The following is a 25,056-nucleotide window of genomic DNA, read 5'->3' as shown; positions in this document are numbered from 1 at the left end:
CGAGAATCAAAAAGCAGTTTATTCACTTATTTAAATCAGTGAACGTTCTAATCTCATCAAATCTGCATAGTTCTCTCTTTCAATCGCTAAAAAGTCTACTCCGTTTTCAACAAACACCACTGGTGGTCGAGGAATGCGATTGTAATTATTAGCCATCGCATAGCCATAGGCACCGGTGCTAAAAACGGCTAGGATATCTTGTGTTTGAGCCTCAGGCAATGGCAGGTCCCAAATCAACATATCTCCAGACTCGCAACATTTTCCAGCGATGGAATACATTTTTTCCGTTTGGTCACTGACGCGATTAGCAAAAACTCCTGTATACTTGGCATTGTATAGAGCAGGACGAATGTTATCTGACATTCCGCCATCCACAGCTAAATAATTGCGCACATCAGGGATTTCTTTTTGTGAACCTGTTTGATAAAGAGTGATTCCTGCATCTCCTACCAAACTTCTCCCTGGTTCTATCCATATTTCCGGCATTTCAAGACCTAGCTCTTTCGATACCTGTTCAACTTCATCGATGATGGTATTGATATACGTCTCGATTGGCAACGGCTCATCTTCTGTTGTATAGCGAATACCAAATCCGCCTCCCACGTTTAAAACTTTCAATTTAAAATCAAATTGTTTTTTCCATTCTTTCGCTTTGTTTAAAACTTTATCGATTGCCAAATTAAAGCCTTCCGTTTCAAAAATTTGGGAACCAATATGGCTATGCAATCCCATAACATTAATAAAAGGCATTTTTCTTGTCAGTTCAATAGCCATTTCTGCCTGCCCATTAGTTAAATCAAAACCGAATTTTGAATCATTTTGTCCCGTTGAAATGTAATCGTGTGTATGAGCCTCCACTCCTGGAGTAACACGGATCAGAACATTCATCATTTGTTTGCGTATACTAGTGAATTTATTCAATTGGTTTAATTCATGGAAATTATCGACCACAAAACAACCTACCCGGTAATCTAATCCCGTAATAATTTCAGCATCAGATTTATTATTGCCATGAAAGTGAATCTTTTCGCTAGGGTAATCCGCTTTGATAGCCGTATAAAGTTCTCCACCGGAAACAACGTCAAGTGACATGTTTTCTTTTGCCATCAGTTGATAAATAGCTAAGCAGGAAAAAGCTTTACTAGCATAAGCAACTTGAGCCGCTACCCCTCTGTTTTCAAAAGCAGCTTTAAAAGCACGAGCTTTTTCTTTAATGTACAAGGTATCATAAACGTAGATTGGTGTCCCATATTTTTCTACCAAATCTAAACTGTCTACTCCTCCAATTTCCAAGTGATTTTTTTCGTTTATTTTCATTGTACCTGTTAATAATCTTTCATCCATTTGTTGTCCTCATTTCAACTTTATCCGAAAATTTGCTCTATTTACTTTAACACAAAACCCTCTTTTTCTCAACGCGGCAAAAAAGGACCCCAGCTTCATAGAGGCGGGATCCTTTTCTACATTCAAAAAGAAAATTTACAAAACAAAAACACTAAAATATTCATTGGTTTTATTGTTTTCAAAAGAATTAAAGAGCAGCTAAAATGTTTTTTATAAATGCTTTAAAGGTCGTTTTCACACGTTGTGTGGTTTCAACTACTTCTTCATGATTTAAAGCAGCTTGCATACCTGCGGCGAGATTGGTAATGCATGACACACCAATCACTCGTAATCCAGCGTGTTTAGCTACGATAACTTCAGGCACTGTAGACATACCCACAGCATCTGCTCCTAGTAAACGAGCCATTTTGATTTCAGCGGGGGTTTCATAAGTAGGGCCTGAAAAGCCAATATAGACGCCTTCTTTTAAATCCAAGTCCATTTCTCCAGCGACTTTTCTCACAGTTTCTTGATAAGCCTTGTCATATGGTTCACTCATATCCGTAAAACGCACACCCATCGCCTCATCGTTTGGTCCGATAAGAGGGTTTACTCCTGTATAATTGATTTGATCAGTGATCATCATTAATTCGCCTTGAGTAAAGCTGGTATTGATACCACCTGCGGCGTTGGTCACAATCAAAGAATGAACACCTAATTCTTTCATCACTCTAACGGGAAAAGTGACCTCTTGCAAAGTATAGCCTTCATAGTAATGGAAACGGCCTTGCATCGCAAGGACCTGTTTACCCCCTAGCACACCGTAAACTAATTGTCCGGCGTGCCCAGCAACTGTCGAAACGGGAAAATGAGGAATATCGCCGTATGAAATAATAACAGGATTTTCAATTTCATCTCCCAATTCTCCTAAACCTGATCCAAGAATCAAACCGATTTCGAGATCTTTTACCCCTTGTTGTTTAATAAAACTAGCTGCTGCTGTAATTTTTTCTTGTAAAGATACTGTCATGATTGATCTCCTTTTAACGTTTTTTTATTAGTTTAGCTGGCTTAAGAAACTTTTCCCAAAACCGGTGCTTTCTACTCCGAAATTATCCGCAATGGTTGCCCCAATGTCAGCAAAGTGCCCTTGAGATAATTCACCACGATCTTTCATTGATGGCGAGTATGCTAACAATGGAACATATTCACGAGTATGATCTGTTCCTGGGGCGATTGGATCGTTACCATGGTCAGCAGTAATCAAAAGCAAATCATCTTCTTTTAATTGCCCAACGATTTCTTCAAGACGTACATCGAAATCATCAATCGCTTTTCCATATCCAACGACGTCGCGACGATGTCCGAATAAAGCATCAAAATCGACTAGATTCAAAAAGCTTAGTCCTTCAAAATCTTGCGTCATCACTTTTAAAAGTTGATCGACACCATCCATATTGCTGGTCGTCCGAACGGCTTCTGTTATCCCTTCACCATTGTAAATATCATTGATCTTACCAATGGCAATCACATCTTTTCCAGCCTCGCTCAAATGATTCAAAACTGTTTTTCCGAATGGATTCAATGCGTAATCATGACGCCCACTTGTTCTGGTAAAGTTGCCAGGTTCGCCAACAAACGGACGAGCAATAATGCGGCCAATCATATAAGGATCATCTTTAGTGATATCGCGTACGTATTGACAAATTTTGTAAAGTTCTTCTAATGGAATGACTTTTTCATGAGCTGCAATCTGTAAAACAGGATCAGCCGAAGTATAAACAATCAAATCACCGGTCTTCATTTGGTGTTCACCATATTCATCAATAATAGCTGTACCGCTCGCTGGCTTGTTTGCGACGACTTTGCGCCCTGAAAAGTCTTCGATTTTTTTTAATAATTCAGCTGGAAAACCTTCAGGGAACACACGAAAAGGCGTTTGAATGTTTAATCCCATGATTTCCCAATGTCCCGTCATGGTATCTTTCCCAACAGATACTTCCTCTAATTTTGTATAATAACCTACACTATCCGGAACGTTACGGACACCTTTTAAAGGACGGATATTGCCTAAACCTAGTTCTTCCAAGTGTGGAATGTTTAAGCCAGCTTCTTGGGCGATGTGCCCTAATGTGTCGCTGCCTATATCATTAAATTGAGCAGCATCTGGCGCTTCTCCAATTCCTACTGAATCCATGACAATTAAATGTACTCTTTTATAAGACATATTCGTTTGTCCTCCTCTTTCTTGGTTTCTATCTCTCTTATTATAGTAAATAAACCGCTTAAATGCGAGAGAAAAACCAAACTCTCATTTAATTTCAAGCTCGTGGGTGATACGTTTTATAAACGGTCGACATCCGATGAGTCGTAATATGTGTATAGATTTGTGTTGTCGAAATATCTGAATGTCCTAATAACTCTTGGACAGTACGTAAATCAGCGCCGTTTTCTAGTAAATGCGTAGCAAATGAATGTCGCAATGTATGAGGAGTTACTTCTTTTTCAATGCCAGCTTTTTTCACAAGCCCTTTTAAATTTTTCCATACCCCTTGCCTGCTCAACTTACGTCCATGATGGTTTAAAAAGACATAAAGTGAACGTTTATCTGGCCGTTCCAGCCGATTTCGACTATGTTTTAAATACTTTTCGATCCATTCTATGGCTAAATCGCCTAATGGAATAATACGTTCTTTATCGCCTTTCCCAATGGTTTGAATCAAACCTAGTGAAAGATGTAAATCATCCAATTTTAATTCCGTTAGTTCAGAAACGCGCAGTCCTGTAGCGTACATCACCTCAAGCATAGCCCGATCCCTAATTCCCAACGTTTCACTGGTATTAGGTGTTTCAATGAGGATCTCTACTTCTTTGGTAGAAAGAACTTTTGGCAATGTCTGGGCTTTTTTAGGCGTATCAATGTGTAACATCGGATCAGTAGTTGAAATTTTTTCTTGTCTTAAAAATTGATGGAATTGTCTTAAACTGGAAACCATTCTAATGACTGTACCTGCTGCTTTTTCTTCTTCTTTTAACCGTTGTAAAAAAGACAAAACCGTATACCGATCCACCGCATCCCAATGGTTGATATGATTTTCTTTTAGAAAGAGCAAATACTGTTTCAAATCACGCTGATAGCTTTCTACTGTATTTTTTGAAAGTCCGCGTTCAATTGTCAAAAAGCGGATATATTCCGTTAAACTCTCTTCCATTTCCACTTCCATCCAAAACATCCTTTCAATAGTTAAAAAGAGAGCACCAAACATGTCTGTTATCCGCTCTCTTACTCTTTATTTAATGTTATTGTATGCCTTTCTTTTCTTGATCTTGGCACTTCTTGCAAATGCCATGAAACGTTAATCGGTGATCTTTGACAAGAAATTGAAAACGTGACTCGACGATCGCTTCAATCTCTTCTAATAAATCTTCATGGACTTCTTCTATGTCACCACATTGAGTGCACAGCAAATGATGATGAAAATGTTTTGCTCCATCTTTTTTTAAATCATACCGCGCTAAACCATCATCAAAACTAACTTTATTTACTATTTCTAATTCGGTCAACATTTCTAACGTGCGGTAGACCGTTGCCAGACCGATATCAGGATTCACTTTTTTGACCAGCAAATATATTTCTTCTGCACTCATATGTTCCGATTCTTTTTCTAGTAGAACTTTCATGGTTGCTTCTCTTTGAGAAGTTAGTTTATAACCCGCATCGTGCAACGATTCTTTTATTTTTAATAGAGATGTTTCAATTGGTTTCATTTGGATTGCCCTCATTTAACTGATGCTGTCTTATCTGTTGTTTATTCTTCTGTTTCAGTGTTAAAATCGACCAGTTTTGTTTCGCCATTTTCTTGAGTAATCTTTCTTTGTTTCATCAAATTTCCAAGTGCGCGCTTAAATTGAGCTTTGCTGATACCGAAGCGTTCTCTGATTTCATCTGGGTCGCTTTTATCAGTATAAGGAAAACTCCCTGTATGTGTACGTTCTAAAATAGCAAGCAACATCCCAGCATCATCACTAATAGCTTCATGCGCTCTCGGCATCAAAGAAACGTTTAGAATGCCATCGTTTCTAACACCGATCACACGTCCAGATACTACTTCGCCAAGTCGGGGTTCATCTTTTCGTTCAGAAGGGTGAATAAAACCTAAATAGTTATCCTCTGTTAAGATATAAGTGCCCACTAATTTCAATCGGTAAGCAGTCCCTGTGATGTTTTGGTTATTTAGTTCTTCAGCGCCTTTACGAGACATAGATTCAAATACAGATTCAGGTGCTTGCTCGCCCCACATACGGTCTTTTTCATCTACACGAATCGTTATCAATAAACGATCTCCTTTTTTAGGCCAAAGGTGTTTAAGTGTCGGCAATTCATCCAGCGACACAACCAATTCTTTGTCCGGCAAACCGATATCCATAAAGACTCCTAAATCTTTGCGCGTATCAATCACTGTCGCCCAAGAATAATTTCCCATACGAACTTCCGGAATTTCTTGAGTCATCATCGTATCTTTATTCATCGCTACATAAGCAAAACCTTCAACAGTATCGCCTAATTGGTAAGTTGTTTCTCCATTTTTTAATAATTTATACGTAACCCCGTCTTTTTGAATAAAATAAGCTTTTTCATTTATATCTGTAACCAAACCTGTAATAACATTTCCTAACGATTGATTCATTATATTTTGTCCTCCATCTAACACCAATGTATTTTTCTTAGATTTATCTTAGTCTATTTTATTTTTCTCTTTCATTTTATAGCAAAAAACTTAGGAATGAAAGGTTGAAACTTTACTTTTCAACATCCACGTCTATCTAGTTTACCATAATTGTATTATGTCATCTATGGTCTACAAAAAAAGCTCCCCTCTCAGAGAAACAAGCTTTCTGATGGGGGAGCACCTTTTGTAAAATTATCTTAAGTTTTAACTGATTAGATGGCTGTTGTTGCTCCACGGTAAACAATTCCACGACGAGAATCAACTGTAATTAATTCATCTGGATTAACCAATGAAGTAGCATTTTCTGCTCCTACAATCACTGGAATGCCCATAGCAATACCGATAACGGCTGCATGGCTTGTTAAACCACCATTTTCAACAACTAAAGCTGCAGATTTTTCAATTGCTGGTAAGTAGTCTTTATCGGTTGTTTTCACAACTAAAATACTACCTTCAACAGCTTTTGCATTTGCTTCTTCAGCAGAAGCCGCTACAACAGCTTTACCAATAACTGATTCAGTACCAATTCCTTGTCCGCTAACTAACTTCGAACCAATCAATTGGATTTTCATTAAGTTAGTTGTTCCACGTTCGCCAACCGGTACACCAGCTGTGATAATAATCAGGTCGCCTTCTTTAGCAAAGCCGCCTTCTTGAGCGATAGTGGTAGCTAAGTTAAACATATCATCAGTCGATGACGGTTTTTTAGAAACTGTTGGATAAACGCCCCATGAAAGTGCTAATCCGCGCATTTGACGTTCTGAGAACGTTACTGCCACGATATTTGCTTTTGGACGGTATTTAGAGATCATACGAGCAGTGTGGCCAGATTCTGTAGCCGCTACAATAGTATGAATATCTAAGTTACGTGCTGTATGGCCAACTGATTGTCCAATAGCTTCAGTCATATCTGTTTCACTGTAAGCTTTCAACGCGAAAGCGTCTTGATTTATCAGTGCTTCTTCGGTGCGGATAGCAATACGTGCCATTGTTTGAACAGCTTCTACAGGATAGTCTCCCGCTGCTGTTTCGCCAGAAAGCATGATTGCATCGCTGCCGTCAAAAATAGCATTCGCAACGTCACTAGCTTCTGCACGTGTTGGGCGCGGGTTTTCTTGCATTGAATCCAACATTTGAGTAGCTGTAATAACAGGTTTGCCTAAAGCATTACTTTTTTGGATCAACGCTTTTTGAACGATAGGAACTTCCTCAGTTGGAATTTCCACACCTAAATCTCCACGAGCTACCATAACACCGTCAGCAATCTTCAAGATTTCATCAATGTTATCAACACCTTCTTGGTTCTCGATCTTAGCAATAATTTGAACATGCGTCATATCTTTTTCTTCTAAGATTTCAGTGATTTCTAAAACATCACTTGGACGACGAACAAAACTTGCTGCAATATAGTCAACATCGTTTTCTAAACCAAAACGAATATCAGCAGCATCTTTATCTGTAATTCCTGGTAAGTTTACAGATACGCCAGGTACGTTAACACCTTTTTTATTTTTTAGTACTCCACCATTCTTAGCTACAGTAACCAATTCACGATTTTCGTGATCAATATCTGTTACTTCTAAATCGATCAAACCATCATCTAAAAGAATATGTGAACCGGGGTGAACATCATTGATCAAATCAGGATAAGAAACTGAAAATTTTTCTTTTGTTCCTTCAACTTCGTCCATCGCAATACGAACAACGTCTCCAGAAACAAAATCAACTCGACCATCTTTCATATTATGCGTACGAATTTCTGGTCCTTTCGTATCTAATAAGATAGCGACCATTTTCCCAGCAATTTTTGAAGCTTCACGAATATTTTTGATACGAGCACCGTGTTCTTCAAAGTCACCATGTGAAAAGTTTAAACGAGCTACGTTCATTCCCGCTTCGATCATTTGAACTAATAACTCAACTGTTTCACTAGCTGGACCAATTGTACATACTATTTTCGTTTTTTTCATTCTGCAATCTCTCCCAATAAACATTTTTTAAAATCTTATACACATTATTAATAGGAAATTTCGTTAACTTAATAAGAAATTTCTTGATTCAATTTATACAGAGATACATCAGGCATATGTTTTTGATTTTGTAAAAGATCTTCAAAATCATTTTCCACAATTTTACTACCAATAATACCTAAGCCTAAACCGCCTTTGCCTTCTTTCAGAAGGTCAACTGCTTTAGCGCCAAAAATGCTTGCAAGCACACGGTCACGAGCTGTAGGAGAACCGCCACGCTGCACATGTCCTAAGACAGTCACGCGTGCATGATGATCTCCATATTCAGATAGTTTCTCAGCAAAATCATTGCCATTCATTACGCCTTCAGCCAGAATAATAATGCTGTGTTTTTTACCTCGTTCGCGTCCTTTTTGTATCGTGCTGGCAACCTCTTCCATATTAAATTCTTTTTCTGGAATGATGATTTGTTCTGCTCCGCCAGCAACACCGGTCCACAAAGCAATGTCTCCTGCATTACGGCCCATTACTTCAACGATAAAAGTACGCACATGGCTCGTTGCAGTGTCTCTGATTTTATCAACTGAATCTAAAACGGTATTGATTGCTGTATCAAAACCGATACAGTAGTCGGTTCCCGGAATGTCATTGTCGATCGTTCCAGGCAATCCGATCGTTGGATAGCCATGTTTAGCTAAAGCCAAACCTCCACGGTAAGACCCATCTCCGCCAATGACTACTAAACCTTCAATGCCAAATTTTTTCAGCTGTTCTATTCCTCTTAATTGTCCTTCTTCAGTTGCAAATTCAGGGTAACGAGCTGAATAAAGAAATGTTCCACCACGTGAAATTTTGTCTCCAACATCTCTTCTGGTCAATTTACGAATGTCTCCGGCTACTAAACCTGCATAGCCATAGTTGATACCATAAACTTCCATTCCTTCATAAAGTCCTTTACGAACGACTGCGCGAACAGCTGCGTTCATACCTGGGGCGTCCCCACCACTTGTCAAAACAGCGATACGTTTCATTTTGATAACCCACCTCATCAATCAGTGTATTTAGCGTAAAAAACATTCTTTCACCATTGTTAAAAACACTTTTTACATGTTTACTAGTATTCTTTTAAGTCAGACTACTAATCCTCACTTAAATTATTAAGCTCACAGAGTCATTCTACCATTTTTAGCTAAGATTGTCCTAGTAAAATGATGAAATCTTCTAAAAAACCTCTTTTTTTTCATCCTTTTTGGATAACCACATTTTTAGAACCCATAATTTTTTTGAGAACTTCTTGTAACATTTCTGACCCGTCGACCCACTCAGTTTCATCCAGCACCATTTTTTTATTGGTTGCTTCGTAATATAGAATAACAGGAATGTTTCCTGAATGCTGCTTTAACGTTTCTTTCATTTCAGACAATATCTGAATGTTGTTTTTTTCAGAAGATATCCGAATAAAACATCTGTCTGGGCTTTGGTCTTGGTTGAGTTGTTCAACATTTTCTAGACGATTGACGATCATTTGCGGCGTTTGATCGCGATTAGCTTCTACTTTCCCTTCTACATAGAGAATTTCACCCTTTTCAAGTAAGCGGCTATATTGACGGTATTTAGGCGGGAAAAGGGTTAGTGAACAATCCCCTGAAGCATCATTTAGTGTTACAAATGCCATTGGTTCGCCTTTTTTGGTCCTGATTTTCCGAACAGCTTTGACTAAGCCTATAACGTTTCCTTGATTGCCGACTTGCAGATTTTGAACGAAACTGGCTTGTTTCAAGAAACGTAAATTTTCATAATTTTCAGTAGGGTGTCCTGATAAATATACTCCTAAATAGTGTTCTTCTGCTTCTAGTTTCTCCTCAAGGGTTAAATCTTCAGCCGTTTCATATTTAGGTTTTAAAATATCGAATAACCCAACGTTATCGCCACTCAATTTAATGCTCGATAAAATGCCTTCTAAAGAAGCAATCAATACTCCTCTGGAATAGCCTAAAGTATCAAAAGCCCCCGTATAAATCAACGGCTTAATGTATTCTTCTTTCAGCCATTTTGCATCTATCCGTCGAAGGAAGTCGATCAGATCATGAAATGCTCCAGTTTCTTTTCTGGTGCGGATAACCTCCAGGATCATTTCTCTTCTCAATCCTTTGATCGACCCTAAACCAAATTGAATTTCTCCCTCTTTTAACGAAAAGACCGAAAAACTTTTGTTAATATCAGGCGGCGATAAAATGATTTTTCGTATTTTAGCTTCCAAAATAAATTCTTTCATTTTGGTGGGGTTGTTTGAGGCTGAGTTTAACAATGCAACAAAAAAAGCTGCTGGATAATGAGCTTTTAAATAAGCCATCTGGTAAGCGATGAAAGCATAAGCGACAGCATGCGAGCGATTAAAGCCATAATCGGCAAACCGTTCAATATAGTCGTAAACTTGAGTCGCAACTTCTTGTGTATACCCCAGACCCTTAGCACCATTGACAAAATGGGTTCGTTCCAAGTCGATAATATCTTTTTGTTTTTTCCCAATGGCTCTTCGCAAAATATCGGCTTGCCCTAATGTATAGCCGCCCATTTTAGAAGCTACTTGCATGACTTGTTCTTGATAAACCATCACGCCATACGTGACTTCCAAAATCTCTTTCAAGCTGTCATGAGGATAAACAATGGGAACTTGGCCTTTTTTCCGTTGAATAAATAAATCAATTTGTTCCATTGGACCAGGACGATACAATGCATTTACCGCGGCCACATCTTCAATTGAAGTCGGTCCTAATTTCCGCAGTACATTTTTAATACCGGCTGATTCAAACTGGAATATCCCGACAGTATCGGCTTTGTAAAATACTTCTAATGTCAACGGATCGTCCATTGGGAGATCGAGCAAATCAAGAGTTAATCTTTCCTCGCGTTTGATCAGCTTTAAAGCCTGATCAATGATTGCCAGATTTTTCAAGCCTAAGAAGTCCATCTTTAACAAGCCGATTTCTTCTACATTTCCCATAGCGTATTGCGTCAAATAAATCGTACCGCTGCCTTTTTGTAAAGGCAAATAACGATTTAACCGTTGGTCACTGATGACGACTCCGGCTGCATGCGTTGAAACGTGCCTAGGCAAACCTTCGATTTTTTGTGCTGTTTCAAATAACAAACGATTTTTTTCGCTTTTTTGCACTAGTTCTCGCAGGGAAGCGGATTGCTTATAAGCAGCTTGAAGTGTGATTCCTAAGACTTTTGGAATGGCATTGGACCAAACGCTCGCCTCAGCTTGGCTAAGGTCAAACGTTCGTGCAACATCTCGTAAAGCCATTTTTGCTGCCAATGTTCCAAAAGTGGCAATTTGAGCCACATGATCTTGCCCGTATTTCGTTTTTACATACTGCAGCATTTCTTCGCGTCGATTGTCTGGAAAGTCTAAGTCGATATCCGGCATCGTATAGCGTTCTTCATTCAAAAAACGTTCAAATAATAAATTGTAGACGATCGGATCGACATCTGTAATGCCTAATGCAAAAGACACCAACGAACCTGCCGCTGAGCCTCTTCCTGCCCCGGTAACTATTTTTTCTTCATGAGCATATGCCATGAGGTCCCATACGATCAGAAAATAATCTTCAAAACCCATTGTATGGATAACAGCTAATTCATGATCAAGGCGCTGCTGATATACCGCATCATAATTTGGAACTCGTTCCCCTAAGCCTTCCGTACAGCGGTCACGCAAATACGCAGCCGTCTGAATTTGTTCCGGTAAAGGATACTTTGGCAGTAAATGTTGTTGCAATTCAATTTCAACGTCAATGAGTTCAGCAATCTTTTCCGTTTGGTTGACAGCTTCTTGTAAACCAGCGGCTTCAAAATCGCTCACTATTTGAACCTTTTCAGGCAAAGCATAAGGGCCTTCCATTATTTGACCCTCTAAATCGATCTTTTCACCAGAGTCAATAGCTCTTAATACTTTCGTACTGAAGTCATCAGCTGAATTCAAATACCGCACATCGTCCAAAGCTACAGTTTGAACAGCGGTCTGTTGCGCCAATGCCACCAACTCTGTTTGGATGGTTTTTAAAGAATCGTGCAATTGAACCCCTACATAAAATTGCTGCTCAGGAAAAATCGCTCGGTACTGTTCGATAACGTCTTTCGCTTTTGTATTTTCTTGGTTCATTAAAAAATATTCTGCTTCGCCGGTTATTCCAGGCGTAATAGCAATCAATTCTTTACTGTGCTCTTTTAATATGCTTCCATCCAGCATCTCATTTCTGTCCAATAACATTTTTTGACTGGACAGTTCCATCAAACTCCTGTAACCTGCTGCATTTTTAGCTAATAAAATAAGCGAATAATTTTTCTGAGTATCTACTACACCGTTGATTTCTAGTGCTAAGCCGATAATGGGTTTGATTCCATGTTTTTTACAGGCTTTATAAAAATCGATGGCGCCATATAAGACATTATGGTCTGTCAACGCTATAGCTTGATAGCCACGCTCCTTAGCGGTTATAACGAGTTTTTCAATCGAAATCGTACTTTTTAATAAACTATAGGCACTAATAACTTGTAAATGTACAAATGACATTTTCGTCACTCCATTCTGGTTCCATCGTTTCTATTATACCCTTACTGTAGAACGTTTCGCAAACTCTTTAAATGAGAAAAACCAAGGTTAAAGCTTTACAATCTTTTTTTAAGTGATAAAATTAACATGTGGAAGAAGGGGTGTTTAAAAATGAAATATATTATTACTTTGTTTTGGGGATTTTGCATCGGACAAGCAGTAAATTACATTGGAAGTTCGTTAACTGGTGGTTCATATGATTTTATGACAGCTACATTAATTGGACTTGTTTCAGCGATTTTGATCATGCTGATCGGCCAAGCTATTCCAAAAACCGTTCACACAACTTCGGCTCACGAATAGCCGTAAGAAAAAAAAGCATCCTGAATTGCGGATGCTTTTTTTGTTTTTATTTTTTAATTTTAATCAATGGTTTCATCAAGCGGTTGGTGTGCAAAAGCTAAGTGGTCTTGTTCTAACGTAATGGTCACTTTGGATTTTGGCAACACTTTCCCAGCAATGATCTCTTTTGCTAAGGGTGTTTCAATAGCTTTTGTTAAATACCGTTTTAACGGACGTGCGCCATAGATTGGATCATAAGCATTTTCAGCGATCCATCTTTGAGCTTCTTCTGAAATGGACAACTCAATCTCTTGATCTTCCAAGCGTTCTGCTAAATCATTCGTCAATTTAAGAATAATTTTCTTCACTACTTCGATCGTCAATGGAGCAAAGAGAACCGTGTCATCGATTCGGTTTAAAAATTCCGGTTTAAAATGGGCACTCAATAAAGCCATTACTTCTTCTTTGGAAGCTTCATCGATTTGGCCATTTGCATCCGTACCTTCTAACAAAACAGAAGAGCCGATATTGCTCGTCATAATTAAAACCGTATTTTTAAAATCAACTATGCGGCCTTTACCATCGGTTAACCGTCCATCATCTAGCACTTGCAATAAAATATTAAAAACATCTGGATGAGCTTTTTCTATTTCATCCAGCAAAATAATACTATACGGATTGCGCCGAATGGCTTCTGTCAATTGTCCGCCTTCTTCATAACCTACGTAACCTGGAGGAGCCCCTACTAAACGTGAAACGGCATGTTTTTCCATGTATTCGCTCATATCGATGCGTACCATACGGTCTTGAGAGTCAAACAAATTTTCTGCTAAAGCTTTAGCTAATTCTGTCTTTCCTACTCCAGTAGGCCCTAAAAATAAGAACGAACCCAACGGCCGATTAGGATCTTGAAGACCTGCTCGTGCTCGAATAACAGCATCTGTGACACTTTCGACAGCCTCATCTTGTCCAATGACCCGTTCATGTAACGTATCTGCTAAATGCAGCAATTTTTCGCGTTCGCCTTTTACTAAGCGTGTTACTGGTATTCCCGTTACCCGGCCAACAACAACTGCAATTTCATTTTCAGTAACCGATTCTTGAACTAAACGTTGAGAACTGGATTGTTCTTCATTCTGTTCTGCTTCTAATTCTTTTAATTCTTTTTCCAAGGCTGGTATTTGTCCATGCCGCAAGACTGCTGCTCGCTCCAAATCGTAATTGCTTTCAGCATCTTCTAATTCACGCCGAGCTTGTTCAATCTCAGCACGTTTGTCCCGCAATTTTGAAACTTCTTCTTTTTCTGTTTCCCATTTCATTTTTAATAAATTGGTTTCTTCACGTAAATCAGCTAATTCTTCACGCAACAACTCTAATCTTCGTTTGCTTGCATCGTCTTTTTCTTTTTTCAAAGCTGCTTCTTCAATTTCTAACTGCATTAACCGTCGTGTTACTTGATCTAACTCAGTCGGCATTGAATTCATTTCAACTCGAATCGTTGCACAAGCTTCATCCACCAAATCAATGGCTTTGTCTGGTAAATACCGATCAGTAATATAACGATCAGAAAGAGTAGCTGCTGCGACCAACGCATTATCATGGATGTTCACACTGTGGTGGATTTCAAACCGTTCTTTCAATCCTCTCAAAATACTGATGGTATCTTCAACTGAAGGTTCATTGACTTGCACTCGTTGAAAACGGCGTTCCAATGCCTTGTCTTTTTCCATATATTGTTGGTATTCATCTAATGTGGTTGCACCGATACAATGCAACTCACCACGAGCCAACATCGGTTTCAATAAGTTTCCAGCATCCATGCTGCCTTCTGTTTTTCCAGCGCCGACGATAGTATGGATTTCATCAATAAACAAGATGATTTTCCCTTCGCTTTTTTTCACTTCTTTTAAAACAGCTTTTAAACGTTCTTCAAATTCGCCACGAAATTTAGCTCCAGCAATCAACGCTCCCATATCTAAAGAAAATATTGTTTTGTCTTTCAGGTTTTCAGGGACATCTTTTCGGACGATTCGTTGAGCTAGCCCTTCCACGATGGCTGTCTTACCAACTCCAGGTTCACCAATTAAAATAGGGTTATTTTTTGTTTTACGCGACAAGATACGAATCACATCGCGGATTTCTTCGTCCCGTCCAATGACAGGATCTTGCTTTCCGCTTTTAACGGCTTGCACAAGGTCTGTGCCATATTTTTCTAGGGCTTGATAGCCTTCTTCTTGGTTTTGTGACGTCACACGCTCTCCTCCTCGCAATTGTTCGATTTCCGTCCTTAATTGTTTTTCTTTTATTCCTTGTGAATCCAAGTAGTTTGTTAAAACATGGTTTTTTAGTTTCATTAAAGCTAACAGAACCATTTCTGTTGCTAAATAGTCATCTTGGAAAGATTCTCGCAACTGATCGGCTTCAGATAACAAACGAAATAGATTTTGGCTCATAGTTTGGCCATAACTAACTGTATTGCCTTCAACAACTGGCAAGCGATCGAGTTCTTCATCAATAAGCTGTTCGAATTTAGTAACGTCGACGCCGCTATTTTGATAAAAATTACGTGCAAAATGACCCGGTGTCATAAATATTTTCCACAAATGCAAAATGTCTATCTCTTGATGGCGCCTTGTAACAGCTATTTTCTGTGCATCGCCTAAAGCTTGCTGCATAGTGGAAGTTAATTTTTCAATATCCAACATACATTCCTCCCTTTTTCTTTTTATTCTTGAACTTATTATATCTATTTGGTCAGTATTGGTCAATAACATACCTGCATTTTTAATAAAACAGTGGGGTCACTGTTTACTTTACCCCTTTAAATTTTCCAGTCAAATTTTATTATCTTTTTCAAAAAAACAGCACCCTTTCTCATGAAACTTAGCGAGAAAGAATGCTGGATAGTTTTCAACAGATACTTTTCTTTTGCTCTTTTTCGGAAAAAGAGTCTCTGACCTGATGAGTTAATGCATTTTCGATACTATCGTACAACTGATCCAAAACAGCTTGTTTCTGCAACTGGATTTTTTTGAGGTCGTATTTTTCTCCGTTTAACTGCTCCAGCTTTTTAACGATTTCTGAGACAGGATCTTCATGAGTAAAAACACGTTCTGGCTGTCCAATAGCTTGAAAAAAATATTTTACTTTTTTGTCCCAACCAACAGCTAAACTTGGAATGCCGAGAGAACAAGCCACAATATGACTGTGCAATCTAAAAGACAAAATGGAATGATAACCAGCAATTTGTCGAACCAGATCCTCGCCTGTCATCGGACGCGGAGCTGCTAAATCTGATTTGCCTTGGGGATGCGAGCGGTTATAAGACGAAGCGATCTCTTTCGCTAATTCTTCATCTGCTGGATCGCCGTTACAAAACAACTGCCATTTCAAATCCTGTTTATCTAATTCCGCTACCACGTTTAACCAGAACTTTATCATTTGTTTTTTACGCCCAGCTAGGTGCATCACACCCAACCCAATTCGTTCACTTGGTTCTTTTCTGACTCCATACTCTTCACTGCACCATAATGCTGTATCGTAAGTTTGTTGAACTTCTATTTCATCATTACTCATAATCTCTTTTTGAAAAGTTTCTAAATTATCTCTCAGAGATACTGAGATAACATTTTCTTTTAATAATGTCTTTTTTAACAACTCTTTTAATTGACGCCCTTTGATTTTTCCTAATCCGCAAGAGTGAAAAACCACTGGCACTCCTTTTTCACTTAAAGCTCTGACATACCTTGAAATAGGAATGATAAAATGATTGAATAGCAACTGCCCGCCTGCAAATACAGCAATATCATAATCATCATCACAAATATCTTGAATAAACGTCTTTTTACCTTTACTGCTGTTGAGCAGAAGATAAAGCGGATATTCAATTGCTGAGTGAAAATGCCGGTTAAAATTAAACAGTTTAGCATGCGATTTTTTCGTGTTTTGATTGTCTTCATACCCTTTTTTTCCTGAGATATCTCCCATCACAAGTGTACAGTTGGGATACTCTTTACGAATCAAACTAGCGACCGTTTCACAAATGATGCCGTCTCCGAGGTTTTCAGAATAAACTTCACCAATCAAAAGACCTTCACAATTCATCCCCCCTCTTATCCTTCTAGTATAGTTATTACTTTAAAGACCAGAAAAACAAGTGTCAATTTTGAGGGCTTAGCTGTACAGAAACTTAGTTGATCAGTTTATATCTTATGGGCAAATTTAAAGAACTGTTTTGCCTTCACTTCTGAATGCAAAACAGTTCTTTTTTCATCAACGAATTCCTAGCGCAATACGAGCATAACGGCTCATTTTTGAAGTATCCCAAGCAGGATACCAAACCAGTTTTACTTCTGAAGCCCTCACTTCAGGAATAACTTTTAGAGCTTCTATAATATCATTGGTGATCACATCGGCAAGCGGACACCCCATGGTAGTAAGCGTCATTTCTACCACACAAAGACCTGTTTCATATAGGTAAACATGATAAACGAGTCCTAAATTAACAATATCGATTCCCAATTCAGGGTCAATAACTTTTTCCAAAGCTGCACTAATACGCTCATGAATTTCAGCTGCTTTTTCTGTATTCCAAAGTTTATTTTTATTCTCCATCTGGCTAAGCCCCTCCTGTATTCACTATTCAGTTTACTTGTTCTTATACGGAAAGTAAATAACATCAAAGAGATATTGTGAAAAAATTATAAATGTTTCAAAAAGAACTCAGCCATTTCTACAGACGTCAAATAAGGGACTTTATGACCCGCTCCAACTGTGGTTGTAAAACTGACATTCTCGGCATGAGGTTGATCTTTAATGGACTGATAAAAATCAAAAGTGGGTTGATAAGGTACTAAATCATCCTTTGTACCATGCCAGAAGTGAACCGGACGACCAGCAATCGCTTCTGGTTGAGCATCTAATGAAATCGGTTGAAGTGCCGCTAATTCTTTTGCATAGTCAGCTTCATTGAATGGAACATTCATCCCTTCGACCCATTTAGAAGACAACAACCATTTTGAAAACGAAACGGGTGAAGGACTGCCCATTAAAACCACAGCGGCTTTAATCCAAGGAAATTGAGTTAAAGCTGCACAGGTTGTAATTCCTCCCATCGAAAGTCCGCTTACACCAAAACGGTTTGGATCAGATAACCCCATTTGGATATAATGATCTTTTAATACGGGCAATTCTGCTAAACTGTGTGCAATCACATCCCAAAACTCGGGGCTGTCTTTTTCTAATAATTCGCCAGCACTGCGTTCCCCATGAAGATGGGCTTCTGGCAAAAGCGCGCGAAACCCTCTTTTAGCAAGTTCGTACCCATTGACCAATGAACTTTCTTTGTGATTGGTCCAGCCATGGTAAAAAACCACTGTAGGCAATTCATCTGTTTCTTTTCCTAAAGGTGCGACTTCTAGCAAAGGCAATCCAGCTACCGTAACCGATTTAATTGAGATCATCTGTTTTCCTCATTTCATTATTTATCTATTGCTCCGAACTTTATGGTAAAATAAATATATAGTCTTTACTATTTTAGTTTAACATAAAAAAATAGTCATTCAAAAAAATAAAAAGTGCTAAATGGAGGCCCTCATGAACAGAAAATTAATCGCCATTGATTTAGATGGGACCACACTGAACCCTCAATCAAACATCACGCTAAAAACACAAGCCGTTTTTCAAAAGGCTAAACAAGCCGGCCACATCATTTCGATTGCTACAGGCAGACCTTACCGCAGCAGCAAACATTATTACACGCAACTCGAAATGGATACACCAATGGTCAACTTTAACGGCGCTTTATGTCATTTACCTAATGAAGCCCAATGGTCTGCTCAGTACCATAAAACATTGGATCGCGATATCGCTCTCAGTATGTTAGATTTGAAAAAAGAATTCGATATTCAGTTAATTGCTGCCGAACTTCAAAACACCGTTTATGCGGATGAAAACTATCTGCCTTATCCCGATTTTTTCCCGAACGGCCAAAAAGAGACTCTAAAACTTTCTGCTGCTAATTTAAAAGAAGACCCTACTTCCGTCTGTGTCTTCACTGCAAAAGAAAATCAAGCATTCATCACGAATAAAATTATCCAACGCTACGGAGATTTAGTAGAAGTAAGAACTTGGGGCGGACAATCGCCTTGTTTAGAAGTTGTGGCTGCTGGAGTTCAAAAAGCAATGGGCGTTGAACGGATCGCAAGCGTCTATGGAATCAAGCAACAAGACATTGTCGCTTTTGGTGATGAAGACAACGATTACGAGATGATTCAATACGCTGGTCATGGCGTTGTAATGCAAAACGGAATCGAAGCTCTTAAAGATATTGCCAATGATATTACTGAAAAAACCAATGCAGAAGATGGTTTAGCCCATTATCTAGAAGATTATCTTGGTTTAATCTAAACAAAAAAGCTTTGAACGTTTGAAACATCGTTCAAAGCTTTTTTCTGTTCGTTTTATGAATTGTCCCTTCTAGCTTTTTGTTGATCTGAACTTAAAAATTCGCCTAGAACTTTATTCGTTCCCATAAAGTTAACAAATGCTGCTGCATCCGCTTCCTTAACTGCTTGTTCCAATTCATACATTTCATAATTGCTGATTACGATCATTAATACTGATCGGTCTATTCCTGTATACCCGCCTGTTGCAGGAATAACCGTTATTCCTCGTATCAGCTTTGCATGAATGGCTTTTATAAGAGCATCCGGATCATTAGTCACGATCATCGCAGTAACTTTCTGGTGACTCGTATGGACCATATCTACCACTCTGGTCATTACATAAATAGAAAGCAGCGTGTACATAGCATATTGCCATCCATTTAGAAACCCAGCTGCTATAACAATCAAACAGTTAATGGCTAACAATAAGCTACCGACTGATCTTCCCGTTGTTTTTGCCAAAACCATCGAAATGATATCTATCCCGCCTGTTGAAAAACCGTATTTTAATGCAAACCCAATTCCTGCCCCGCCAATAACGCCTCCAAATAGAGCATTCATAATAGGATCAGTGGTCAACGGGCTGATAGGCAATACAATCGTGAAAAAAGAAACCATCAGGGAGGTTAGAAAACTATACAATGTAAAATCTTTTCCGATTTTAAACCACCCTAACAAAGCAATGGGGATATTGATGAGTAAAATAAAAATACCCGTATCAACCGTTAAGTGAAACCATTCAGTTGTTAAATGTGCCAATAATTGCGAAATCCCATTTACGCCAGGTGCGTAAATACTGGAAGGTATTAAAAAATTATTTAAAGCAATGGCATTTGTAATAGAGGCAAATAAAACGAAAAAGATTTTTTTTGCTTGTTCCAGCCAAAAGTTCGGTGTTTTTAATTTTATCATTTCAGTTCTCCTTTTTCGTGCTCTTTTAGAATAGCAAGCTTCTCAGCATAAATAAAGAAGAATCCGGTTGCATTAAAAAGCTTTAATCTGCAATCGTTTCCTTTAGCCTCTTTTCCCAATATGGTACACTATTAGTAGATTTAAACCATCAACTGAATACGGAGGGAAAAAAATGGCAAAAGAAGCTAGTTTTGATATTGTTTCTGAAACAAATGTGGAAGAAGTTAAAAATGCTATTCAAATGACTAAAAAAGAAATTGATAATCGTTTCGATTTTAAAGGATCTATCAGTGAAATCAGTTCAGAAAAAGAACAGGTGATCATCGTTTCAGAAAGTGAATTTAAGTTAGAACAAGTCAAAGATGTCTTAACGAATAAATTGATCAAACGAGACGTTTCTTCAAAAAATTTACATTTTGGAAAAGTCGAGACGGCATTCGGAGGAAATGTTCGACAAACCGCTGATTTGATGAATGGTATTAATAAAGAACATGCTAAGACGATTACACAATTGATCAAACAATCCGGCAGTAAAGTTAAAACCCAAATCCAAGATGACCAAATACGTGTCACAGGAAAAAATAGAGATGATCTGCAAAAAGTTATCGCTCTTCTAAGAGAAACAAGTCTTCCGATTGCTTTACAATTTACTAATTATCGTTAATGAACGTAAAAAAGAAACTTTGCACACCGCTTTTAAGTGCCAAAGTTTCTTTTTTTATTTGCATGTTACTCTTTAGCTGCTTCAACTGTTTTAATGGTGACCGTTTGACTTCCAGCTAATAACTTAGAAACAGGACACCGTTTTTCAGCTTCTTTCACTAGTTTATCAGCTTCTTCAAGAGCCATCCCCTTTATTTGGGCTAACCCTACTACTTCAAAGAAAAAACCAATTCCAGAAGATTCTCGCATAAAATCAACTTGAACTTCTACACGGCTTTGATTGTTTTTTCCTCTAGCTTTTAATAAGGATTGGATGGTCGCATTTAAACACGTACTTAGAGACAACCCTAATAATTCCTCTGGATTTGTGCCTGCAGCCTCAGTAATTGGACTAGATACAGTCACTTCTAAGCCGCCGTTTTTCACATAAGCTACTCCATCTACTCCATGTTCATTAACCATTTCAGCATGAAACAAACTTTTAGATTGGGGCATCGTATTTCTCTCCTTTGCATAACCCAATTTATTTACTCTGGTTTAGAGATACCTGCTGCTGCTTCAATAAGCGGCATAACAGCTTTTGCAATAGTCGAACCCGTTACCAGCATCTCATAAAGCGGGACCACGTCGTTAGATGTTCTGCTAAGCAAGCGCATATAAACTTCTCCATCTGCTCCCAGACAAATTCGGTAATACCCTGATTTCATTTCATTTAATTCATTCAACAGTTCCAAAACAGCTGCTTTTTTATCAAAATTGGTTACAAAAGCCAAATTATGATAAACGATTTGATAATCGCTGATTCCCTCTTCTTTATCAAACACGATTCCAAATGGCAAAGCATGTTGTTTAGTGATTTGGAACTTTCCATTGTATAAAATTTGACCATTGTCAATTTGTCTTTTAGCCAATGGTATCTGTTTCTCTCTTAATATCGCTTCAAATTGCTCTGTAATTTTCGTCACTTGAATACCTCACTTCGTTTTTTCTAATCCCATTTTCATCTTAAGTATAACGTATTCATTCTATGAAATACAAGCTTCTCAAAGAGTTTTCACTTTTTAACCGGTTGTGACCTAAAACAACATTAACCTGCTGAAAATTTTCATCAACATAGAAAAGGAGCAATTAGTTATCGACTATCAATTTCCGAACTTCTTTCATTGGCGACAGACACGCGTAATTGATCCCTAAAGAACGGCGCACGTTTGAGGCTTGAAAATTTGGAGACCAAAGGGCTTCTACAAGCAAACACAATTTGACAAAGAACCAGTTTTTGAAGAGTCGTTTTGTATAAAAAACAGCGTATCATTAATGTTTAATTTCACTAACTTTTGAATAAGTTCACTTCTTTAAACGTTCTAAAATCATCATAGCTTGCAGATAATTTGGATTAACAGATCCATCTATATTTTCTTTCACCAGTTGATAGCCAAACGATTCGTATAAGCCAATCGCTGCGTGGCTCCATGTTTGAGTATGTAGATAAATCGGTTGATTTTCACCGTATTTTTGTAATAATTTGGTCACTTCACTTACTAAAACGGTAGCTAAACCATGCCCTTGAAACTCTGGTTTAACTGCTAACCAATGAAGGATTGGAACTTTCTTTCCGGCGACCTCTTTCCACCAAGCACTACAAGTAGCGACTTTTTCTCCATCTTCTGTTTCGATAAACAGCATTCTTTTTTTTAATTCTTCTGGATAAGGGGCAAAAGACTTATCAAAGTATGCAAGTGCATCCTTTATCTCCTCAAACTCTAAAACTGAACATTCAATTTCAGCCCAAGCTTTTTCATCCTCCAATTGATAAGTAGTAATTTTAAACTCTTCTGGCAGCTTTTTTTCTCTTATGGGCAAACCAGCTGATCGTTTCATCCAAATTTCAACATAGGGTATTTTTTTATCTAACATTTTCATAGCTCCTTTACTATCTATCTTTTTTAACTTCGTCTAATGTTGAACAACAGAGCAAAACATGAGACAAGTTGAAGAGTTTCGCTCCAACATATTCTAGCAGTTTCATGTAGTGTTGTCACATCTTCTATAGTTAATAGAACAGCTATTAACTATAGAGACGATTGTCTAAAAAACTATTTAAACGTTTTGTCAGCTTTTTTACTTTAACTTTTTACCTCTCTAAACGACCTAGAGCAATCTAAGGTAAAGTGGTCAAGTATGATAGGTTTAGAAAAAAGTACAAAAAGAAAAAGCCCTTGATAGACAAGGACTTTTTCTTTTGTGCTTAGATAGATAGTCAAAAAATGATTATCTTCTAACTTCTTTGATACGAGCTGCTTTACCGTGTAAAGCACGTAAGTAATACAATTTAGCACGACGGACTTTACCAAAGCGTACAACTTCAATTTGAGCTACACGTGGAGTGTGTAATGGGAAAGTACGTTCAACACCTACGCCATTAGAAATTTTACGAACTGTATAAGTTTCGCTAATTCCAGCACCACGACGTTTGATTACAACGCCTTCAAATAATTGGATACGTTCTCTTGTACCCTCAACGATTTTTGCGTGAACACGAACAGTATCTCCTGGACGGAAAGCTGGGATATCTTCGCGCAATTGTTCGTTAGTAATTGATTCGATTAAATTCATGGTTTTTTCTCCTTCCAACAAACATTCATGCATCTCCATTCGGACACAGCGGAATATCGTTATTTCAGTGGGCTTTACCCACTCACCAAAATAGTTTAACACATTCAGAATAGGGTGTAAAGTAGTTTTGCTTCTTTTTAATCCTAAATCAGCATTCTTCTGACTTGATTTCGGCTAACCAGTTTTTTTGTTCTTTTGTTAATTCAAGCTGTTCCAACATATCAGGTCTTCGAAAATACGTTCTTCGCAACGATTCTTTTTCTTGCCATTCAGCAATCTTTTTATGGTTGCCACTGAGCAAAACGTCCGGAACTTTCATACCGCGATAATCTGCCGGCCTGGTGTATTGCGGATGTTCCAGCAGCCCTGTAGAATGCGAATCGGTTTTAGCAGATTCTTCATTTCCGAGTACTTCTGGCAACAATCGAACTGTAGCATCAATCATAACCATAGCGCCTAATTCTCCGCCTGTTAAAACATAATCGCCTAAAGAAACCTCATCGGTTACTAAAGAGCGAATACGTTCATCATACCCTTCATAATGGCCGCAGATAAACACTAGATGCTCTTCTTCAGCTAATTCCTCAGCGACGGATTGAGTAAAAGGCACCCCTGCTGGATCGAGTAAAATGACCCGTTTTTTTGTTTCCGGGTTTTCTGCTTGAATGGTGTCCAAAGCTCCGAAAATAGGCTGTGCTGTTAATAACATACCAGCACCGCCGCCATAAGGATAATCATCAACGTTGCGGTGTTTGTTTTCAGAGAAATCACGGAAATTCATTACGGTAACATCCAACAATTGCCTCTCAATTGCTTTTCCTATAATCGATTCAGTCAGAGGGCCTTCAAACATTCTGGGGAAAAGCGTTAAAACATCAATCTTCATTAATCTAATAACCCTTCCATAACATGTATGGTAACCAATTGCTGCTCTAAATCAACCTTTAACACCACGTCTTCAATATATGGAATTAAAAGATCTTTTTGTTCTGAGCGTTGAATGACCCAAACATCGTTTGCCCCTGGAGACAATACTTCCGTAATTTTCCCGATTTTTGTCCCTTCTTCATCTTGAACCGTTAAGCCGATGATTTGATGAAGGTAATATTCATTCTCTGGCAACTCTCCCAGTTGATCTTCCGTTACTTTTAAAATTCCATCACGGTACTTCTCAACATCATTGATCGATGGATGGTTTTCAAACGAAAGAATATCAAATGTTTTATGTTTTCGATGGCTTGCTACCGTTAATTCAATACTTTGTTTACCCTCTTGTTCAAGCAATAATTTCGAACCTTTTTTGTACCGCTTATCGGGGAAATCTGTTCTTGAAATTACCCGCACTTCACCTTTGATTCCTTGAGTATTTACTATTTTCCCTACATTATATAAATCAGCCACAATATCCCTCATTTGCTTTTTAGTTTAATCGTTGTAATTGTACCATATGTTTCTTTTAGCGGTGGCTAAAAAGTAGTAAAGGCAAAAGAAAAAACCAT

Annotated in this window: 23 protein-coding genes; 3 read left to right on the top strand and 20 right to left on the bottom strand. The window is 38.2% G+C overall.

The window, feature by feature from the left end:
- Nucleotides 1-30: 30 nt before the first annotated feature.
- From lysA to dnaE, 9 genes are all read right to left on the bottom strand, one after another.
- Nucleotides 31-1,344: a diaminopimelate decarboxylase gene (gene lysA / locus NY10_RS01720; protein WP_058918368.1), complete on the bottom strand. Its 1,314-nt coding sequence runs from the start codon at nucleotides 1,342-1,344 to the stop codon at nucleotides 31-33.
- A 187-nt stretch (nucleotides 1,345-1,531) separates the two neighbouring features.
- On the bottom strand, nucleotides 1,532-2,353 hold the full coding sequence (locus NY10_RS01715) for a purine-nucleoside phosphorylase (RefSeq protein WP_058918367.1): 822 nt from the start codon (nucleotides 2,351-2,353) through the stop codon (nucleotides 1,532-1,534).
- 27 nt (nucleotides 2,354-2,380) lie between these two features.
- On the bottom strand, nucleotides 2,381-3,550 hold the full coding sequence (deoB, locus tag NY10_RS01710; RefSeq protein ID WP_058918366.1) for a phosphopentomutase: 1,170 nt from the start codon (nucleotides 3,548-3,550) through the stop codon (nucleotides 2,381-2,383).
- Nucleotides 3,551-3,644: 94 nt separating this feature from the next.
- The gene (gene xerD, locus NY10_RS01705) at nucleotides 3,645-4,535 is read right to left on the bottom strand and encodes a site-specific tyrosine recombinase XerD (protein WP_058920197.1); all 891 of its coding nucleotides are present in this window, start codon (nucleotides 4,533-4,535) and stop codon (nucleotides 3,645-3,647) included.
- Nucleotides 4,536-4,623: 88 nt separating this feature from the next.
- Complete coding sequence (fur, locus tag NY10_RS01700) at nucleotides 4,624-5,091, bottom strand: ferric iron uptake transcriptional regulator (protein ID WP_058918365.1); 468 nt, start codon at nucleotides 5,089-5,091, stop codon at nucleotides 4,624-4,626.
- Nucleotides 5,092-5,132: 41 nt separating this feature from the next.
- A complete protein-coding gene (locus tag NY10_RS01695) occupies nucleotides 5,133-6,011 on the bottom strand; it encodes a CvfB family protein (RefSeq protein ID WP_058918364.1) in 879 nt (292 codons plus the stop codon).
- A 254-nt stretch (nucleotides 6,012-6,265) separates the two neighbouring features.
- Nucleotides 6,266-8,023 carry a pyruvate kinase gene (pyk, locus tag NY10_RS01690; RefSeq protein ID WP_058918363.1) on the bottom strand — a complete coding sequence of 586 codons (1,758 nt, stop codon included), beginning with the start codon at nucleotides 8,021-8,023 and terminating at the stop codon, nucleotides 6,266-6,268.
- 68 nt (nucleotides 8,024-8,091) lie between these two features.
- On the bottom strand, nucleotides 8,092-9,054 hold the full coding sequence (gene pfkA / locus NY10_RS01685; protein ID WP_058918362.1) for a 6-phosphofructokinase: 963 nt from the start codon (nucleotides 9,052-9,054) through the stop codon (nucleotides 8,092-8,094).
- A 209-nt stretch (nucleotides 9,055-9,263) separates the two neighbouring features.
- On the bottom strand, nucleotides 9,264-12,602 hold the full coding sequence (gene dnaE, locus NY10_RS01680; RefSeq protein WP_058918361.1) for a DNA polymerase III subunit alpha: 3,339 nt from the start codon (nucleotides 12,600-12,602) through the stop codon (nucleotides 9,264-9,266).
- 150 nt (nucleotides 12,603-12,752) lie between these two features.
- Between dnaE and NY10_RS01675 the strand changes: the two genes are divergently transcribed.
- On the top strand, nucleotides 12,753-12,944 hold the full coding sequence (locus NY10_RS01675; protein ID WP_058918360.1) for a YjzD family protein: 192 nt from the start codon (nucleotides 12,753-12,755) through the stop codon (nucleotides 12,942-12,944).
- Between the two features lie 59 nt (nucleotides 12,945-13,003).
- Here NY10_RS01675 and clpB read toward each other — a convergent pair whose 3' ends face one another.
- From clpB to NY10_RS01655, 4 genes are all read right to left on the bottom strand, one after another.
- Nucleotides 13,004-15,625: an ATP-dependent chaperone ClpB gene (gene clpB, locus NY10_RS01670; RefSeq protein WP_058920196.1), complete on the bottom strand. Its 2,622-nt coding sequence runs from the start codon at nucleotides 15,623-15,625 to the stop codon at nucleotides 13,004-13,006.
- Between the two features lie 208 nt (nucleotides 15,626-15,833).
- Complete coding sequence (locus NY10_RS01665) at nucleotides 15,834-17,027, bottom strand: polysaccharide pyruvyl transferase family protein (RefSeq protein WP_058918359.1); 1,194 nt, start codon at nucleotides 17,025-17,027, stop codon at nucleotides 15,834-15,836.
- 168 nt (nucleotides 17,028-17,195) lie between these two features.
- Entirely contained in the window at nucleotides 17,196-17,537 is a 342-nt protein-coding gene (locus tag NY10_RS01660) for a metal-sulfur cluster assembly factor (RefSeq protein ID WP_058918358.1), read from the bottom strand.
- A gap of 86 nt (nucleotides 17,538-17,623) precedes the next feature.
- Nucleotides 17,624-18,385, bottom strand: coding sequence for a prolyl oligopeptidase family serine peptidase (locus NY10_RS01655; protein ID WP_058918357.1), 762 nt, complete (start codon nucleotides 18,383-18,385; stop codon nucleotides 17,624-17,626).
- 133 nt (nucleotides 18,386-18,518) lie between these two features.
- Here NY10_RS01655 and NY10_RS01650 point away from each other — a divergent pair, with 133 nt between their 5' ends.
- Nucleotides 18,519-19,331, top strand: a complete 813-nt coding sequence (locus NY10_RS01650) for a Cof-type HAD-IIB family hydrolase (protein ID WP_058918356.1) — start codon at nucleotides 18,519-18,521, stop codon at nucleotides 19,329-19,331.
- A gap of 53 nt (nucleotides 19,332-19,384) precedes the next feature.
- Here NY10_RS01650 and NY10_RS01645 read toward each other — a convergent pair whose 3' ends face one another.
- Nucleotides 19,385-20,281: a YitT family protein gene (locus tag NY10_RS01645; protein ID WP_058918355.1), complete on the bottom strand. Its 897-nt coding sequence runs from the start codon at nucleotides 20,279-20,281 to the stop codon at nucleotides 19,385-19,387.
- A gap of 172 nt (nucleotides 20,282-20,453) precedes the next feature.
- On the opposite strand from NY10_RS01645, the gene NY10_RS01640 reads away from it, so the two are divergent.
- Nucleotides 20,454-20,945 carry a YajQ family cyclic di-GMP-binding protein gene (locus NY10_RS01640; protein ID WP_058918354.1) on the top strand — a complete coding sequence of 164 codons (492 nt, stop codon included), beginning with the start codon at nucleotides 20,454-20,456 and terminating at the stop codon, nucleotides 20,943-20,945.
- Between the two features lie 65 nt (nucleotides 20,946-21,010).
- Here NY10_RS01640 and NY10_RS01635 read toward each other — a convergent pair whose 3' ends face one another.
- From NY10_RS01635 to rimM, 6 genes are all read right to left on the bottom strand, one after another.
- Nucleotides 21,011-21,439: an OsmC family protein gene (locus NY10_RS01635; protein WP_058918353.1), complete on the bottom strand. Its 429-nt coding sequence runs from the start codon at nucleotides 21,437-21,439 to the stop codon at nucleotides 21,011-21,013.
- Nucleotides 21,440-21,471: 32 nt separating this feature from the next.
- Nucleotides 21,472-21,909, bottom strand: a complete 438-nt coding sequence (locus tag NY10_RS01630) for a hypothetical protein (RefSeq protein WP_058918352.1) — start codon at nucleotides 21,907-21,909, stop codon at nucleotides 21,472-21,474.
- Between the two features lie 379 nt (nucleotides 21,910-22,288).
- The gene (locus tag NY10_RS01625) at nucleotides 22,289-22,858 is read right to left on the bottom strand and encodes a GNAT family N-acetyltransferase (protein WP_058918351.1); all 570 of its coding nucleotides are present in this window, start codon (nucleotides 22,856-22,858) and stop codon (nucleotides 22,289-22,291) included.
- 354 nt (nucleotides 22,859-23,212) lie between these two features.
- Nucleotides 23,213-23,557, bottom strand: a complete 345-nt coding sequence (gene rplS / locus NY10_RS01620) for a 50S ribosomal protein L19 (protein WP_058920195.1) — start codon at nucleotides 23,555-23,557, stop codon at nucleotides 23,213-23,215.
- A gap of 148 nt (nucleotides 23,558-23,705) precedes the next feature.
- A complete protein-coding gene (trmD, locus tag NY10_RS01615; RefSeq protein ID WP_058918350.1) occupies nucleotides 23,706-24,443 on the bottom strand; it encodes a tRNA (guanosine(37)-N1)-methyltransferase TrmD in 738 nt (245 codons plus the stop codon).
- Nucleotides 24,443-24,958 carry a ribosome maturation factor RimM gene (rimM, locus tag NY10_RS01610; RefSeq protein WP_058918349.1) on the bottom strand — a complete coding sequence of 172 codons (516 nt, stop codon included), beginning with the start codon at nucleotides 24,956-24,958 and terminating at the stop codon, nucleotides 24,443-24,445. The genes trmD and rimM overlap by 1 nt, the downstream gene beginning before the upstream one ends.
- Between the last annotated feature and the right edge of the window lie 98 nt (nucleotides 24,959-25,056).

Origin of the sequence: Carnobacterium sp. CP1 (genome assembly GCF_001483965.1) — a bacterium.
Classification (GTDB): Bacteria; Bacillota; Bacilli; order Lactobacillales; family Carnobacteriaceae; genus Carnobacterium_A; species Carnobacterium_A antarcticum.
Note: the sequence above shows the minus strand (reverse complement) of the source record. Positions and strands in the feature narration are given on the sequence as shown.